Here is a 14,142-nt window from a genome sequence, read left to right as displayed (position 1 = left end):
AAGACCCTTCGCCCGCGGATGGGCCGAAGGGTCGGCGCCGCCGGTGGTACGCGGGACGAGGTCGACCCGGGCCGCGGGGTGAACCACTGCACGGCCGGCGCGGTGCGGCCGGTCAGCGCCGGCGGGCGTACGCCAGCGGCAGCGGGCTCGGCTGGCCGCTCCACGTGCCGGTCAGCACGGCGCCGTCGGACGCGGTGCCGCCGCCGGGGCGGCGGACGACGGCCAGCTCCACCGAATCGGTGACGACGAGGGTGAGGTCGCCCTCCTCGACCACGCGGCGCACGGCGCCGACGGGCGGGCCCTCGGCGCCCCGGGTGCCGCTGCCGGCGATGGCCATCGACAGCTCGCGGTACTCCCGCCGGCCGTCGACCTCGAAGAACTCCTCCGCCTGCCCGGCGTCGGCGAGCACGGCCGCGGCGAGCGTCGCGGCGTAGACGGGATCCGCGCACCCGTCGTAGACCCAGCGGCGGCCGAGCACGGAGTGCTCGGTGGTGCCGACGAGCCAGTCGTCGCCGCCGTCGAGGGGTGCGCCGCGGTAGGTCAGCGGAACCTGGTGGATCGGCCCGTCGCCGGCCCTGAGGAGCAGCGTCTCGACGCCGACGGCGCCGGCCGGATCGTCGAACCGGTAGGCCGCCACGCGCGCGACGTCGGCGTCGGCCGGCCCCTGGTACCACGGTCGGCCGGGCAGCCATGCCGCCAGGAGTGCGAACTTCGTGGGGTGCATTTCCGCCCGGTACAGCAGCGCCATACGCCGCATCGTAGGGGTACGGCCGTGCCCCGCGCTGACCCGACCGCCACGCGACGCGCCCGACGGAAGCGGGCCCGGCGGGTCACGCGGTGGCGTAGCGGCGCAGCCCGTCGACGTCGGACCGGGTCAGCCGACCCTGCGCGACCAGGAGTTCCAGGTGCGCCGCCGTCTCGGTGACGGCGAGCATCGCGTTGAACACGTCGAGGTCACCCAGCCGGCGCTCCCGCCGGGTCCAGCGCAGCTGCGCGGCGACCTCGTACGCGGAAACCGCGCCCCGGGCGACGGCGCCCTCCGTCTCGTCGAGCCGCGCGCCGTGGTGCGCGACGAGTTCGTCGACCCGCGCGTGCACGCTGGGGGTCACCGGCCCGTGCGCCGGGAGCAGCCGCGCGTCCGGTCGCCGCCGGACCAGCGCGAGCGATGCCAGGAAGTCGCCGAGCGGATCCGCCGACAGCGCGGCCTCGAAGCCGATCGAGGGCGTGATGGTGGGCAGCACGTGGTCACCGGCGAACAGCAGGCGCCCGCCGGTGTCGTGGAAGACGACGTGCCCGCGCGTGTGGCCCGGCGTCTCGACGACGTGCAGGGTGCGCTCGCCGTGCCTGATCTGCTCACCGTCGTGGAACCAGTCGTCCGGCAGTTCCCAGTCCTCGGTGCCCAGCCGCTTCCCGGTCAGCCCCGCCAGGGTGTCGGCCAGCTCGCCGGCGCCCAGCAGCCGCAGGCGGTCGAGCTGCTCGGCCAGCGGATTGCGGTGCGGCGTCATGGACACCGCCAGGCTCTCGCGTTCGCCGGCGCCGAGGCTCACCCGCATGCCGTACTCGCGGCGCAGGTGCACGGCCTGCGTGTAGTGGTCCCGGTGGACGTGCGTCACGAGGAACCGGCGCACGTCCCCCAGCGAGCAGTCCAGCTCCTTGAGCGCCGCGTCGAGCGCGGAGCGCGCCTCGGCGACCGCCCACCCGGAGTCGACGAGCACGAGGCCGTCGTCGTCGCGCAGGACGTACACGTTCACGGCGCGCAGGCCGTCGTTCGGCAGCGGCAGCGGCACCCGGTGGACGCCGGGGGCGACCTCGAACGTTCCGGGCGTGGTCCAGTCGTCGTGGTTGCCGGTGTCCGAGGTCATGGCCCGACCATAGTTCCGGCTCGTGTCGGCTCCCCCGGCGGCCCAGCGCGTCCGGGACGCGATCATCGCCGCGACCAGGGACGCCGCGCCGCAGCCCGACGGGGTGGCCCGGTCGGGCCACGGTCAGCCGTCGCGTACCCCGTCTTGCCGGCCGGACGGGCGTGTGGTTGGTTTCGGGGACAGACCAGATCAACGGCACACCGAGGAGACGCGCGTGGACGACCCGGTTCTCGTCGAGCGGGACGGTCCCGTGGAAACGTGGACGATCAACCTGCCGGAGGCCCGCAACCCCATCTCCGGCGACGACGTGATCGACGCGTTGGTCGCCCGGGTCGACGCGGTCAACGCCGACCGGGCGGTGCGGGCGGTCATCCTCACCGGCGCCGGCAGCGCCTTCTCCGCCGGCGGCAACGTCAAGGACATGGCGGACCGGGTCGGCCTCTTCGGCGGCGCCCCGCACGAGCTGCGCGACGGCTACCGCCGCGGCATCCAGCGGATCCCCCGGGCGATGTACGCGTGCGACGTGCCGCTGATCGCGGCGGTGAACGGGGCGGCGGTCGGCGCCGGCTGCGACCTGGCGCTCATGTGCGATCTGCGGATCGCCTCGGAGCGGGCGTTCTTCGCGGAGAGCTTCGTCAAGCTCGGCATCATCCCCGGCGACGGCGGCGCCTGGCTGCTGCCCCGTGCCGTCGGCGCCGCCCGGGCCGCCGAGATGACGCTGACCGGGGACCGGGTCGACGCCGCGACCGCCCTGGAGTGGGGGCTGGTCTCCCGGGTCGTGCCGCACGAGGAGCTGCTCACCGAGGCGCGCCGGCTGGCCGACCGGGTGGCGGCGAACCCTCCGCACGCCGTACGGATGGCCAAGAAGCTGCTGCGCGAGGCCCAGCACCAGAGCCTCGACAGCGTCCTGGAGCTTTCCGCCGCGATGCAGGCGCTGGCGCACCAGACCCGGGACCACGACGAGGCGGTCCAGGCCTTCCTCGACCGGCGCGAACCGCACTTCACCGGGGAGTGAGCGGATCGACGGCCGGCGGGTGGTGCCGGTGACGGCCCCCTCGCCGGGGCCGGCCGCCCTCGGGAGGCCGACCGCGTCGCGTCGGGTGGCCCGCCGCCGGGGCCCGGGAGGCGCATCGCTCCCGGGCCGGTCGGCGGGCCCCGCCGTCGGTCAGCGCTGCACGCGCGCGCCGGCGCCCCGCACGAGCGCCTCGACCTCCCGGAGGCTGGCCATCGAGGTGTCGCCGGGCGTGGTCATCGCCAGCGCGCCGTGCGCCGCGCCGTACTCGACGGCAGTGCCCAGGTCGCCCTTCTCCAGCAGCCCGTAGATCAGGCCGGAGGCGAAGCTGTCGCCGCCGCCGACCCGGTCCATGATCTCCAGACCGGGCCGGTGGGTCGCCTCGACGAACTTCCCGTCGGCCCAGGCGATCGCGCCCCAGTCGTTGACGGTCGCGGTGCGGACGGTACGCAGGGTGGTGGCGACGACCTTGAAGTTGTCGTACTCCCGGGTGGCCGCCTCGATCATCCGCTTGAAGTTGGCCACCTCCAGCTCGGAGAGCGAGGCGTCGGTGTCGGGCACCTCGAAGCCCAGCGAGGCGGTGAAGTCCTCCTCGTTGCCGATCATCACGTCGACGTAGCGGGCCAGCCGGCGGTTCACCTCCTGGGCGCGGGCCTGCCCGCCGACCGCCTTCCACAGGCTGGGCCGGTAGTTGAGGTCGTACGACACGACGGTGCCGTGCCGGGCGGCGGCGGCCATCGCCGCCTCCATCGTCTCCGGGGTGGTCTCGGACAGGGCGGCGTAGATGCCGCCGGTGTGCAGCCACCGCACCCCCAGCGTGCCGAACAGATGGTCCCAGTCCACCTGGTCGGGCCGGAGCTGGCTGGCGGCGCTGTGGCCGCGGTCGGAGGTGCCGACGGCGCCCCGGACGCCGAAGCCGCGCTCGGTGAAGTTGAGCCCGTTGCGCACGGAGCGGCCGACCCCGTCGTAGGGCAGCCAGGTCACCAGCGACGTGTCCACCCCGCCCTGGAGCACGAGGTCCTCCAGCAGCCTGCCTACCTCGTTGTCGGCGAACGCGGTGACCACGGCGGTCCGCAGGCCGAAGCAGCGGCGCAGGCCGCGTGCCACGTTGTACTCGCCGCCGCCCTCCCAGGCCCGGAAGGTGCGGGCGGTGCGGACCCGGCCCTCGCCCGGGTCGAGCCGCAGCATGATCTCGCCGAGGGAGACCAGGTCGTACCGGCACTCGCTAGCCGGTCGGATGGACAGCACGGTTCAGGCCTCCACGGCGGGTCGGGCGGCCTCGACGGCCGCGGCGGTGCGGGCGGCGACCTCGTCCCAGCACCCGGCGGCGAGCAGGTCCGGGGCGACCATCCAGGTGCCACCGACCGCCAGCACGGCGGGCAGGGCCAGGTAGTCGGAGAGGTTGGCGGTGTTGACCCCGCCGGTCGGGATGAACCGCACCGAGCGGTACGGCGCGGCGAGCGCCTTGATCATCCCGACGCCGCCGAGCTGCTCGGCGGGGAAGAACTTGACCGTGTCGAGCCCGGCGTCGAGAGCCATCTGGATCTCGGTGCCGGTGGCGACGCCGGGGAACACGGGCACGCCCAGCTCCTGGCAGCGCCGGACGACCGCCGGGGAGAACCCGGGGGTGACGACGAACCGGGCGCCGGCCTCGACGGCCCGGTCGACCTGGGCCGGGGTCAGCACGGTGCCGGCGCCGACGAGCAGGTCGGGTCGCTCGGACATGACGCGGATCGCCTCGGCCGCGGCGTCGGTGCGGAAGGTCACCTCGGCGCAGCGCAGGCCGCCCCGCACCAGCGCGTCGGCCAGCGGGGCGCCGTCGCGGGCGTCGTCGAGCACGACCACCGGCAGGATCCGGGCCGCGCCGACGGCCGCGACGACCGCAGGTCTCTGTTCATCATTCTGTACGCCAGTCACATATGTGACCCTAGCCGTGCCGTCCGGCCTGTCAACCCCGCTAGAGTGGCGCCCATGACGCTGTCCGGCGGGTTCCAGCCCGTGAAGTCCTCCACCCGGACGCTGGAGGTGTTGGAGGCGCTGGCCGCCTCGCCGCAGCGGCGCTCGCTGGTCGACCTGGCCCGCGCGCTGGACATCCCGAAGAGCAGCCTGCACGGCATCCTGCGCACCATGGCCCAGCGCGGCTGGGTGGAGAGCGACCCGACCGGCACCCGGTTCGGGCTGGGGGTGCGCGCGCTCCAGGTCGGCGCCGCGTACCTCACCAGCGACGACACCGTGGGGCTGCTCGGCGGGGTGCTCGACGACCTGTCCCGGCAGTTCGGCGAGACCGTCCACCTGGGACGCCTGGACGGCGCGCACATCGTCTACCTCGCCAAACGCGAGTCGGTGCACCCGCTGCGGCTCTACAGCGCGATCGGCCGGCAACTGCCGGCCCACGCCACCGCCCTGGGCAAGGCGCTGCTCGCCGAGCGTCCGGACGACGCGCTCGACGGGCTGCTGACCTGGCCGCTGCCCGCGCTCACCCCGCACACCGTCACCGATCCCGACGCGCTGCGCGCCGAGCTCGCCGCCGTCCGGCAGCGGGGATACGCGGTGGACCGCGAGGAGAACACCGAGGGCATCGTCTGCTTCGCGACGGCCGTACCCCTCGGGTCGCCGGCGTCCGATGCGATCAGCCTGTCGGTGCCGGTGGCCCGGCTGGACGCCGCCGGCGAGGACCGGATCGTGGCCGCGCTGCGCCGGGCGGTCGACCAGGTCCGGGCGGCGCGCGGCCTCCTGTCCACCGCCTGACCGACGCCGCTCCGGCACCCCGCCGCCCGCCGACGAGGGGCCCGGGTACGCACCGCAGGTGGGCGCGGCCCGGGTCCGGGCGCACTGGCGACGCGTACGCCCCGGCTGCCAATCGTCGCCGAGGGCGACGCGCGGACCACAACTGGCAACCTTCTTGACAGATGTGTCGAGATATCGACAGACTTCTTTCAGAGAGCGCTCTCTTGTTCCGTCTGCCACCCTCGCCGCACCGGGAGATCCTCTTGTCTCGAAGACTGCGCATGCTCGTCCCCGCCGCCGGCCTCCTGCTCCTCGGCCTGACCCCGGCGGCGGGCCACGCGAGCGACACTGCCTCCGCCGTCCCGTCCCCCGCCGCAGCGGCCACGGCCGACCTCAGCCCCGCCCTGGTCGAGGCGATGCGCCGCGACCTCGGCCTCACTCCCGCCCAAGTCGACGAACGCCTGCGTACCGAGGCGGCGGCGCCGGTGATCGAGCGGCGCCTGCGGGCCAAGCTCGGCCCGGCGTTCGCCGGCGCGTGGATCCCCTCCGGCGGGCACCGGCTGACCGTCGCCGTCACGGACCGCGCGCTGGCCCCGGCCGTCCGGGCCGAGGGCGCCGACGTCACGGTCGTCGCCCGCAGCGAACGCGCCCTCGACGCAATCAAGCGCGCCCTCGACCGGCGCACCGCCGACGCCGACCCCCGCGACGTCCACGGCTGGCGCGTCGACGTCGCGCGCAACAGCGTTGTCGTCACGGCCCGTCCGGGCGCCGCCGACGAGGCGATCGCGTACGCCAAGGCCAGCGGCGCGCCCGCCGACGCGATCCAGGTGGTCACCTCCGCCGACGCGCCCCGCCCGCTCTACGACATCCGCGGCGGCGACCAGTACGTGATCAACGGCAACACCCTCTGCTCGGTCGGCTTCGCGGTCGTCGGCGGCTTCGTCACCGCCGGCCACTGCGGCGGCGTCGGCAGCCCGACCCTCGGCTTCAACAACGTCTCCCAGGGCACGTTCGCGGGGTCGTCGTTCCCCGGCAACGACTACGGATGGGTACGCACCAACGGCTCCTGGACGCCGCAGCCCTGGGTGAACAACTACTCCGGCGGCAACGTGGCGGTCGCCGGCTCGCAGGACGCGGCGATCGGCAGCTCGGTCTGCCGCTCCGGGCGTACCACCGGCTGGCGCTGCGGGACCATCCTGGGCCGCAACGAGACCGTCAACTACCCGCAGGGTGCGGTGTCGGGCCTGACCCGCAGCAACGCCTGCGCCGAGGGCGGCGACTCCGGTGGGGCCTGGATCTCCGGTAACCAGGCCCAGGGCGTCACGTCCGGCGGTTCCGGCAACTGCTCCACGGGCGGCACGACCTGGTTCCAGCCGGTCAACGAGATCCTCAGCGTCTACGGGCTGTCCCTGGTGACCACCGGTGGCGGCGGCGGGGACCGGCTGATCAGCAACTGGAACAACCGCTGCATCGACGTGCCGAACTCCAACTTCTCCGACGGCGTTCCCCTGCAGACCTGGACCTGCAACGGCACCGCCGCGCAGTCGTGGACCTTCACCGGCGGCACGCTGCGTACCCAGAACAACAAGTGCATGGACGTGGCCTGGGGGTCCACCGCCAACGGCGCGACCATCCAGATCGCCAACTGCAGCGGCAACCCGGCCCAGCAGTTCGTCCTCTCGGCGGCCGGCGACCTGGTGAACCCGCAGGCGAACAAGTGCGTCGACATCAAGGAGTGGATCAACTCGGACGGCGCCCGCCTGCACCTGTGGGACTGCGTCGGCGGCGCCAACCAGAAGTGGCGTCGCGGCTGAGCCCACATCCGTCCGCCCGCGCGCCCGCACCGAACGGCCGATCGACGCCGCGAGACACGCCGCGGCGGCGCAGATGCCAAGGAGGTTCTACATGTTCAGATTCCGTACCCGGCGCCGGCCGTGGGCGCTCGCCCTCGCCGCGACCGCGATCATCGGCGCCACCACGGCCCTCGCCGTGCCGGTCCACCCCGAACCGGCGCAGGCCGCCATCGGGGGGATCACCTGGCAGGACGAGTTCAACGCGGCCGCCGGCACGCCCGTCGACCAGAGCAAGTGGCGCTTCGACATCGGCGGTGGCGGCTGGGGCAACAACGAGCGGCAGTACTACACCAACAGCACGAGCAACGCCGCGCACGACGGCCAGGGCAACCTGGTGATCACCGCCCGCCGGGAGAACCCCGCCAACTACCAGTGCCACTACGGCCGGTGCGAGTACACCTCGGCCCGGCTGCTCACGGCGGCGACGTTCACCCAGGCGTACGGCCGCTTCGAGGCCCGCATCAAGATCCCGCGCGGTCAGGGCATCTGGCCGGCGTTCTGGATGCTCGGCAACGACATGAACAGCGTGGGCTGGCCCAACGCGGGCGAGATCGACATCATGGAGAACATCGGCCGCGAGCCGAACACCGTCTACGGCACCATCCACGGCCCGGGCTACTCGGGTGGCGGCGGCATCACCGGCAGCCGCACCATCGGCCAGCCGCTCGCCGACGGCTTCCACACCTACCGGGTGGACTGGGAACCGAACTCCATCATCTGGTACCTCGACGGCGTCGAGTACCACCGGGTCGACCCGGGCCGGCTGGGCGGCAACCGCTGGGTGTTCGACCACCCCTTCTTCATGATCCTGAACGTGGCGGTGGGCGGGAACTGGCCGGGCTACCCCGACGGCTCCACGCAGTTCCCGCAGCAGATGCTCGTGGACTACGTGCGGGTCTCGGGCTACACCTCGGGCGGCAACCCGCCGCCGGGCACCACCGCGATCCGGGGCGCGCTCAGTGGCCGCTGCATCGACATCCCCAGCGCCAACCCGGTCGACGGGGCCAAACTCCAGATCTGGGACTGCAACGGCACCGCCGCGCAGGCCTGGACGTTCGCCGCCGACGGGACGATCCGGGCGATGGGCAAGTGCATGGACCCGGCCTGGGCCGGCACGGCGAACGGCACCGAGGTCAACCTCGTCACCTGCAACGGCAACCCGGCGCAACGCTTCACGCTCAACGCCGCCGGTGACCTGGTCAACCTCAGCGCGAACCGCTGCGTCGACGTACGGGACCGCAACACCAGCAACGGCGGCAAGCTCCAGTTGTGGGACTGCACCGGTGACGCCAACCAGAAGTGGTCGCGCGTCTGACCGGAACCTCGCGGGCCGACACCTCGTCGGCCCGACCGCCGACCGGGCCGGTCGGGGCGTCCAGCCCCGACCGGCCCTGCCGGCACCGCCGACGGACCAGGCACGACGCCCGCCGGCCCCCGTCCGTGCCGGCGCACCGGGCGCACCGGGGCGACGGCCCTCGGGAGGCCCCGAGACGGCTGGTGGTGTCTCATCCGGCCCAGCTCGGCCAGGTCGTCGGCGGGCACGGACGGAGCCGGCCGTGCCCCGTGGGGACGGCCGGCTCCACCGGTGGCTCTCCGGTCTCAGTGGACGACGACGTCCGGCTCGTTGCCGGGCGACCACTTGATGCCGCACCCCAGGCTCGGGGTGTGGGGCTCGGGCACGTCGCGGCCGGCCAGCACCCGGTCGACCGCCGTCGCCAGCAGGTCGCCGGTCACCGGGACGTCGTTGCCGGGCCGCGCCCGGTCGAACGCGCCGCGGTAGGCCAGCCTCCGGTCGGCGTCGTACAGGAAGAAGTCGGGGGTGCAGGCGGCGTGGAAGTCCCGGGCGGCCTGCTGGGCGGCGTCGACCAGGTACGGGAACGTGAAGCCGACCCGCCCGACCTGCCCGCGCAGGCCGTCGACGTCGTCGTCGGGTTGGATGCCGGTGTCGTTGCTGGCGATGGCGACGACCGCCAGACCACGCCCGGCCAGCTCGGTGGTCACCTCGGCGAGCCGCCGCTCGACGTGCCGGACGAACGGGCAGTGGTTGGACAGGAAGGCGACCAGCAGGGCGGGCCCGGCGAGGTCCCCGGACGTGACCGGCTTGCCGTCGAGGTCGGGCAGGTCGAAGGCGGGCAGCGGCGTGCCCAACGCGACGAGCTGCGAGTTCACGGGTGGCATGTGGCTCTCCTCGGGTGTTCAGCCGTCCAGCCGGACGGGTTCGACGCGATGCAGGAACGGGGTGGTGTCGATGGCGGCGAGCCGGGTCTCGCCCTTGTGCCAGCCCAGCCGCGACCGCCAGCTGCCCAGCAGCCCCGCTGCGGCGAGCGCGTCCTCGTCGACGCGTTCGACCTCGTCGGCCAGGGGTGAGACGTACATGGCGTCCGCCGGGCAGTACGCCTCGCACATGAAGCAGGTCTGGCAGTCGCTCTGCCGGGCGATGACCGGCACCTCCCCGACCACGCCGTCGAAGACGTTGGTGGGGCAGACCTTGACGCAGATGCCGCAGCCGGTGCAGCGGCTCGCGCTGACGAGCTCGATCACGCCGGCACCTCCTCCGTGCGTACGGTCACCCGGTCCAGCCCGGCGAGCACCAGGCGGTGCCGCTGCCGCGGGTCGGGCGCGGGATGTTCGCTGAGCACGTGCATCCCCCGCGTCTCGGTGCGCGCGAGCGCGGCGACGTGCATCCACCGCGCCGTGGCGACCATCGCGGCGGCCTCGCGGGAGCGCACGCGTCCCCGTACCCCCGGTTCCGGCCGGCCCGAGACGACGGGCCACAGCGCGTCCGTGCCGGCCAGCGCGCGCCGCAGCCGGGCGACGGTGCGGAAGTAGCTGACGTTTAGGGGCAGCGTCTCCCGCTGGACGGCCGCGACCACCGCCGCGGTGTCCACGGTGACGGGCGAGTCCGCGCGTACGCCGGCACCGCCGACCGGCGCCAGGCGGCGGGTGCGCGGGCCGACGGCGGTCCCGTACGCCGCCGCGGCGGCACCCGACCACCGACCGGAGCAGATGGCCCAGGACGCGTTGAAGGCGCCCCCGCCGCTCTGGCCGCCGTGGCTGCGTTCCCGCGAGGCGGCGTCGCCGGCGGCGTAGAGACCCGGCACGGACGTCTCGCAGCCGTCGCCGACGAGGCGGATCCCGCCCGTGCCGCGCACGGTGCCCTCGAACCGCATGGTCAGCGGGAACGGCTGGGTGAACGGGTCGATGCCGCGCCGGTCGTAGGGCAGGAAGAACACCGCGTGCGAGGTGCGCAGCAGCGCCCGCTTCTCCGGCGTGTCCGCCCGGTCGAGCACGGCGTGCACGGGGCCGTCCCGCAGCGCCCGGGCGATGCCGTCGCGCGGCAACGCGCCGTCCCCGGCGTAGACGACCGTGCCGTCGACGGCGGTGATGGTGGCCAGCGACAGCAGCCGGTTGCGGGTGACGGTGCCGTACTCCGCGCTGGTGCCGTAGGAGTTGCTGAACTCCATGCCGGACAGCTCGGCGCCCGCCTCGGCGGCCATCAGCAGCCCGTCGCCGGTGAGCACGTTGCAGCCCAGCCCCTTGCTGAGGAAGGCGCACCCACCCGTGGCGAGTACGACCGCCGGCGCCCGGACCTCCCACTCCGCGCCGCTGAGCCGGTCGACGCCCCGCGCGCCGCCGACGCCGTGCCGGTCGGCGAGCAGTTCCAGGGCCGGTGACTGGTCGAGCACGGTGACGCCGGCCCGGCGCACCACGCGGCGCATCAGCCGCATGTACTCCGGTCCCTGGAGGTGGTTGCGCAGCGGCTGGCCGTCATCGTCGCGTACGAACGGGTAGCCCCACCGCTCGACCAGTTTCAGGCTCTCGTAGACGTCGTCGAGGACCCGGTGGATCCAGCGCGGCTCGCACAGCGCGCCGCCGCCGACCATCCGCCTGGCCACCGCCTGTTCGCGCAGTTCGGCGTCGGGCGGCAGGTAGAGCAGGTTCGAGCCGCCGGGGGCGGTCGCGCCGCTGGAGCCGAGGTATCCCTTGTCGGCCAGCACCACCCGGGCGCCGTGGGTGGCGGCGCTCCAGGCTGCCCAGGCGCCGGCCGGACCGCCGCCGACGACCAGCACGTCCGCGTCGCGCACCGCGCGGTCGGCCGTCACGACGTCACCTCCACGGGGTGTTCGGACACGCCCAGCTCGCCGAGCAGTGCCGCGCGCAGCGCGGCGAACCCGGGGTCGGTGCGCTGCCGAGGGCCGGGCAGGTCCACCGGGCGGTCCAGCGAGATGCGGCCGCCGCCCAGCACCACGACGCGGTCGGCCAGCAGCACCGCCTCGTCGACGTCGTGGGTCACGAAGAGCACGGCCGGCCGGTGCCGGGCGCACAGCTCGCGCAGCAGCGCGTACATCCTGAGCCGGGTCAGCGCGTCGAGCGCGCCGAACGGCTCGTCCAGCAGCAGCACGTCCGGTTCCCGGACCAGGGCGCGGGCCAGGGCCACCCGCTGCGCCTCGCCGCCGGACAGGGTGACGGGCCAGGCGCGGGCGTGCCCGCTCAGGCCGACCTCGGCGAGCGCGGCCAGCCCGCGCTCGCGCGGCTGCGGCCCGCCCAGGTGGAACGTGACGTTGGCCAGGACCCGCTTCCACGGCAGCAGCCTCGGCTGTTGGAAGACCACCGAGCGCCGGGGCCGGATCCGCACGACGCCCTCGATGTCGCGGTCCAACCCGGCCAGCGCGCGCAGCAGGGTGCTCTTGCCGGAGCCGCTGTGCCCGAGCATGGCCACGAACTCGCCCGGCGCGACGCGCAGGTCGAGCCCGTCCAGGACGGCGCGGGCCCCGAAGCGTCGCCGGGCGCCGCGTACGTCGATCGCGGCGCTCATACGCCCTCGAATCCGTGGCGCCAGCCGAGCAGGCGCCGTTCCAGGAACCGCACGAGCGCGTAGCTCAGCAGGCCGATCACCGCGTACAGCAGCAGCACGAGCACGGACAGGTCGAACTGCAGCAGCGTCTGCGCCCGCGACATCAGGAAGCCGATGCCCTCGGTGGTGTTGATGGTCTCGGCGAAGATCAGGCTGAGCCACGCGCTGGACAGCGCGAGCCGCAGCCCGACCAGGAAGCCGGGCAGCGCCCCGGGCAGGATCACGTGCAGCACCATGGCCGACCGGCCCGCGCCGAGCGTGCTCGCCGCCTCCACCAGGTGCGCGTCGACGCCGCGGATCGCGCTGTAGGTGTTGATGTAGATGGCGATGCCGACGCCGAGGGCGATCAGCAGCACCTTCGGCCCCTCGTCGATGCCCATCCACATGATCAGCAGCGGCGTGAGGGCGAAGTTGGGCACGGCCTTGGCCACCTGCATGGTGGAGTCGATGAGGTCCTCGCCGACGCGACTCAGGCCGGCGAGCACGGCGACGGCCGCCCCGCCCACCGTTCCGTAGGCGGTGCCCTGCAACACCCGCCACACCGACGCCCAGACGTGGGTCTGCAGCTCACCGTCGGCGACGAGCCGGGCCGCGGTCGCGGCCACCGCGGCCGGCGGCGGGAAGAGCTGGGGTTCGAGCAGGCCGGTGGCGGAGGCCAGCCACCAGAGGGCGATCAGCAGGGCCGGGCCGGACAGCGCGCGCAGCCAGCGCGGCACGCGCCGCGGGCGGGCCCGGCGCCGGGGGCCGCCGGCGAGGTCGAGCAGCGCCGGCTCCGCCGTGGGCGCGGTGCCCTTGTCGAGTACGAGCGTCACGACGTCACCAGCCAGGAGTCGATGTCGAACTCGGCGTCGATGAGCTTCTGCTGCCGGAGGAACTCGTACGTGGCCCTGACCTGCGCGACGCCGTCGGCCGGAAACGGTTCGACGTTGAAGTGCCCGGCCGGCTCCGCCTTCGCGGCCAGCGTCACGTCGACGGCGTCCTTCTTCGCCGCGTACTCCCAGTAGGCGGAGATGTTGTCGCGGACGTCCTGGTTGACGGCGGCGATCGCCGTGCCCCACGCCTCACCGAAGCCCGGGTGCGCGTCCAGGAAGGACTGGAGCGCGGTGCTGTGTTCGGTGCTCAGCAGGTGCGGGTGGTGCGACGCCTTGTCGATCACCACGAAGCCCTTGCGCTCCAACTCGTACGCCTGCGTACCGCCGACCACCGTCGCGTCGATGGAGCCGCTGGACAGGCCGGCCAGCGACTCGGGCGTGGGGACGTTCCTGATCTGGATCCGGTCGGTGAGTCCGGCCGCGTGGAGGAGCCCGTACGCCACGCGGTGGCGGATGGTGCCCTCGGGGGCCGTCACCGTCCCGCCGACCAGGGCGTCGATGTCGGACGGGCCGCCCTTGCGGCCGATCAGCCAGATGTCGGCGTTGACGGTGGTGAGGGCGAGCAACCGGGTGGGGTTGCCCTTGGCCCGGGTACGCAGCGCGGGCATGTCTCCGGTCACGGCCACGTCGATCGCCCCGGACAGCAGTGCCGAGCTGACGTCGGCGCCGGACTGGAAGAACGAGAAGCGCACCTCCCTGACGCCGCTCGGTCTGAGGCGGTCGCGCAGCAGCCCGCGCTCCTCCGCCCAGCCGAGGTTGCCCTGCACGGTGCCGGTCACCGACGTCATGCCGACGCGCAGGACGAACTGCTGGCTGCCGCCGGCGCCGGCGGCCTCGCCGCCGCAGCCGGCGAGGACGACGAGGGTCGACAGGATCGCGAATAGTCTGATCTTGGGCATGCGAAGGCTCCCTGGGGACGCGTCGAGGGGTCGACGGGGCATGGCGTGGCGACCAGCCGCTC

The 14,142-nt window shown here is 74.0% G+C and carries 14 protein-coding genes; 4 read left to right on the top strand and 10 right to left on the bottom strand.

Annotated elements, in window-relative coordinates:
• Positions 1-112: 112 nt before the first annotated feature.
• Together AB0883_RS02725 and AB0883_RS02720 are read right to left on the bottom strand one after the other, a co-directional pair.
• Positions 113-748 carry a hypothetical protein gene (locus tag AB0883_RS02725; protein WP_366638884.1) on the bottom strand — a complete coding sequence of 212 codons (636 nt, stop codon included), beginning with the start codon at positions 746-748 and terminating at the stop codon, positions 113-115.
• Positions 749-830: 82 nt separating this feature from the next.
• On the bottom strand, positions 831-1,862 hold the full coding sequence (locus AB0883_RS02720; RefSeq protein WP_366638883.1) for an MBL fold metallo-hydrolase: 1,032 nt from the start codon (positions 1,860-1,862) through the stop codon (positions 831-833).
• 214 nt (positions 1,863-2,076) lie between these two features.
• Here AB0883_RS02720 and AB0883_RS02715 point away from each other — a divergent pair, with 214 nt between their 5' ends.
• Complete coding sequence (locus AB0883_RS02715; RefSeq protein ID WP_366638881.1) at positions 2,077-2,877, top strand: crotonase/enoyl-CoA hydratase family protein; 801 nt, start codon at positions 2,077-2,079, stop codon at positions 2,875-2,877.
• 150 nt (positions 2,878-3,027) lie between these two features.
• Here AB0883_RS02715 and AB0883_RS02710 read toward each other — a convergent pair whose 3' ends face one another.
• A complete protein-coding gene (locus AB0883_RS02710; RefSeq protein ID WP_366638879.1) occupies positions 3,028-4,122 on the bottom strand; it encodes a sugar kinase in 1,095 nt (364 codons plus the stop codon).
• A gap of 3 nt (positions 4,123-4,125) precedes the next feature.
• The gene (gene eda / locus AB0883_RS02705; RefSeq protein WP_366638877.1) at positions 4,126-4,791 is read right to left on the bottom strand and encodes a bifunctional 4-hydroxy-2-oxoglutarate aldolase/2-dehydro-3-deoxy-phosphogluconate aldolase; all 666 of its coding nucleotides are present in this window, start codon (positions 4,789-4,791) and stop codon (positions 4,126-4,128) included.
• 54 nt (positions 4,792-4,845) lie between these two features.
• Here eda and AB0883_RS02700 point away from each other — a divergent pair, with 54 nt between their 5' ends.
• The 3 genes from AB0883_RS02700 (at position 4,846) to AB0883_RS02690 (ending at position 8,769) form a co-directional block, all read left to right on the top strand.
• Entirely contained in the window at positions 4,846-5,622 is a 777-nt protein-coding gene (locus AB0883_RS02700) for an IclR family transcriptional regulator (protein ID WP_366638876.1), read from the top strand.
• 395 nt (positions 5,623-6,017) lie between these two features.
• Positions 6,018-7,415: a ricin-type beta-trefoil lectin domain protein gene (locus AB0883_RS02695; RefSeq protein ID WP_366640250.1), complete on the top strand. Its 1,398-nt coding sequence runs from the start codon at positions 6,018-6,020 to the stop codon at positions 7,413-7,415.
• 91 nt (positions 7,416-7,506) lie between these two features.
• A complete protein-coding gene (locus tag AB0883_RS02690) occupies positions 7,507-8,769 on the top strand; it encodes a family 16 glycosylhydrolase (RefSeq protein ID WP_366638875.1) in 1,263 nt (420 codons plus the stop codon).
• A gap of 284 nt (positions 8,770-9,053) precedes the next feature.
• Here the strand turns inward: AB0883_RS02690 and AB0883_RS02685 are convergent, their stop codons facing one another.
• From AB0883_RS02685 to AB0883_RS02660, 6 genes are read right to left on the bottom strand one after another with little or no spacing between them, the layout of a single operon-like run.
• Entirely contained in the window at positions 9,054-9,632 is a 579-nt protein-coding gene (locus AB0883_RS02685; protein WP_366638873.1) for a thioredoxin family protein, read from the bottom strand.
• A gap of 18 nt (positions 9,633-9,650) precedes the next feature.
• Entirely contained in the window at positions 9,651-9,995 is a 345-nt protein-coding gene (locus AB0883_RS02680; RefSeq protein WP_366638872.1) for a ferredoxin family protein, read from the bottom strand.
• Positions 9,992-11,557, bottom strand: coding sequence for an FAD-binding protein (locus AB0883_RS02675; RefSeq protein ID WP_366638871.1), 1,566 nt, complete (start codon positions 11,555-11,557; stop codon positions 9,992-9,994). Before AB0883_RS02675 ends, AB0883_RS02680 begins: the two co-directional genes overlap by 4 nt.
• Positions 11,554-12,270 (bottom strand): ABC transporter ATP-binding protein, encoded by a 717-nt coding sequence (locus AB0883_RS02670; RefSeq protein WP_366638870.1) that lies wholly within the window; start codon positions 12,268-12,270, stop codon positions 11,554-11,556. The genes AB0883_RS02675 and AB0883_RS02670 overlap by 4 nt, the downstream gene beginning before the upstream one ends.
• Positions 12,267-13,121: an ABC transporter permease gene (locus tag AB0883_RS02665; RefSeq protein WP_366638868.1), complete on the bottom strand. Its 855-nt coding sequence runs from the start codon at positions 13,119-13,121 to the stop codon at positions 12,267-12,269. The genes AB0883_RS02670 and AB0883_RS02665 overlap by 4 nt, the downstream gene beginning before the upstream one ends.
• Positions 13,118-14,080, bottom strand: coding sequence for an ABC transporter substrate-binding protein (locus tag AB0883_RS02660; protein ID WP_366638866.1), 963 nt, complete (start codon positions 14,078-14,080; stop codon positions 13,118-13,120). The genes AB0883_RS02665 and AB0883_RS02660 overlap by 4 nt, the downstream gene beginning before the upstream one ends.
• Positions 14,081-14,142: the final 62 nt, after the last annotated feature.

This window comes from Micromonospora sp. NPDC047812, from assembly GCF_040704175.1.
Taxonomy (GTDB): domain Bacteria; phylum Actinomycetota; class Actinomycetes; order Mycobacteriales; family Micromonosporaceae; genus Micromonospora.
Note: the sequence above shows the minus strand (reverse complement) of the source record. Positions and strands in the feature narration are given on the sequence as shown.

Excerpts from the sequence above, each read along its gene's own strand:
- AB0883_RS02690 (WP_366638875.1), top strand. The coding sequence starts at position 7,507 with ATGTTCAGATTCCGTACCCGGCGCCGGCCGTGGGCGCTCGCCCTCGCC.
- AB0883_RS02695 (WP_366640250.1), top strand. The coding sequence starts at position 6,018 with ATGCGCCGCGACCTCGGCCTCACTCCCGCCCAAGTCGACGAACGCCTG.
- AB0883_RS02720 (WP_366638883.1), bottom strand. The coding sequence starts at position 1,862 with ATGACCTCGGACACCGGCAACCACGACGACTGGACCACGCCCGGAACG.
- AB0883_RS02700 (WP_366638876.1), top strand. The coding sequence starts at position 4,846 with ATGACGCTGTCCGGCGGGTTCCAGCCCGTGAAGTCCTCCACCCGGACG.
- AB0883_RS02725 (WP_366638884.1), bottom strand. The coding sequence starts at position 748 with ATGGCGCTGCTGTACCGGGCGGAAATGCACCCCACGAAGTTCGCACTC.
- AB0883_RS02685 (WP_366638873.1), bottom strand. The coding sequence starts at position 9,632 with ATGCCACCCGTGAACTCGCAGCTCGTCGCGTTGGGCACGCCGCTGCCC.
- AB0883_RS02660 (WP_366638866.1), bottom strand. The coding sequence starts at position 14,080 with ATGCCCAAGATCAGACTATTCGCGATCCTGTCGACCCTCGTCGTCCTC.
- AB0883_RS02670 (WP_366638870.1), bottom strand. The coding sequence starts at position 12,270 with ATGAGCGCCGCGATCGACGTACGCGGCGCCCGGCGACGCTTCGGGGCC.